This is a genomic window from Paraburkholderia sp. RL17-383-BIF-A, from assembly GCF_046028015.1.
GTDB lineage: Bacteria > Pseudomonadota > Gammaproteobacteria > Burkholderiales > Burkholderiaceae > Paraburkholderia.
The window spans coordinates 1-1,321 of record NZ_JARESR010000076.1; the positions used below are offsets into that span (position 1 = coordinate 1).

Below are 1,321 nucleotides of genomic sequence, written 5' to 3' on the forward strand. Positions count from 1 at the left end.
TTTGAACCGCCCCGGGAATCGTGGAGGCTGGTTGGTTTAAGTTGATGCGGATTCAGCGGCGGCTGTTTCAAGTTGCCGATAGTAGTTTGCCTCAGCTTCGGCGGGCGGGATATAGCCGAGCGGTTCCATCAACCGGTGATGATTGAACCAGGCCACCCACTCCAGCGTTGCCAGTTCAACGGATTCCCTCGTTTTCCAGGTGCGGCGATGAATCAGTTCAGCCTTGTACAAACCGTTGATCGTTTCAGCCAAGGCGTTGTCATAGCTGTCGCCTCGGCTGCCGACCGACGGTTCGATGCCCGCTTCCGACAACCTTTCGCTGTAGCGAATGCTGACGTATTGGGACCCTCTGTCCGAATGGTGTATCAAGGTTCCGTCGTCGCCCGGGCGCCGCGCGTAAAGCGCCTGTTCAAGTGCATCCAGAACGAAGTCCGTAGTCATCGAGCTGCTGACTCGCCAGCCGACGATACGGCGAGCGAACACATCGATCACGAAGGCCACATACAGCCAGCCCTGCCACGTCGAAACGTAGGTGAAGTCCGAAACCCAGAGCTGGTTCGGCCGTGCCGCCTTGAACTGCCGATTGACCCGATCCAGCGGGCGCGGGGCTATGGCATCAGGAACAGTCGTGCGAACACGCTTGCCTCGCATTACGCCGCGCAAACCCAGTTGCTTCATCAACCGTTCGACCGTGCAGCGCGCCACCGCGATACGCTCCCGGTTCATCTGCTTCCAGACTTTATCGGCTCCGTAGACCTGCATGTTGGCCCGCCACACACGCTCGATCTCCGGCCGCAGACGTTCATCGCGGATTGCGCGAACAGGGCGCCGCGACGGATCACGAAGCTGCGCGGCATGGCGTCGGTAGCCCGACGGGGCAATCCGCAAGACCTTGCAGATCGGCTCGACCCCGAAGGTGTCGCGATGCTGATCGATAAAGGCCTTCAGGACTTGAAACGGCGGTCGAGCTCCGCCTGGGCGAAAAACGCGCTCGCGACCTTGAGAATCTCGTTGGCACGACGTAACTCCTTGACTTCGCGCTCCAAGGCCTTGAGGCGCTCGCGCTCGTCTGATGTCACGCCATCGCGCTCACCGTGGTCGACCTGGTGGCGCTTGACCCACTCGTGCAGTGTCTGCGGTGTGCAGCCGATCATCGGCGCAATCGATTCGACCGCCGCCCACATCGACGGATGTTCGCTACGCTGCTCGCGCACCAGACGCACTGCGCGCTCCCGGACTTCCGGGGAAAACTTGGTTACCTTCTTGTTCATGGCTCCATTCTCTCAAGAGTTGGAGCCTCCACAAAATCCGGGGCGGTTCA

The 1,321-nt window shown here is 60.5% G+C and carries 1 protein-coding gene and 1 other annotated feature; the gene reads right to left on the minus strand.

The window, feature by feature from the left end; translation table 11 throughout:
• Positions 1-36: 36 nt before the first annotated feature.
• Positions 37-1,271 (minus strand): IS3 family transposase gene (locus P0D71_RS35980; RefSeq protein WP_408472909.1). Its coding sequence is split into 2 segments (ribosomal slippage): positions 37-980 and positions 980-1,271, totalling 1,236 coding nucleotides; the frame shifts between segments, so codons are not numbered across the junction.
• Positions 874-990, minus strand: a sequence feature (AL1L pseudoknot). Its footprint overlaps the gene before it by 117 nt.
• Positions 1,272-1,321 lie beyond the last annotated feature (50 nt).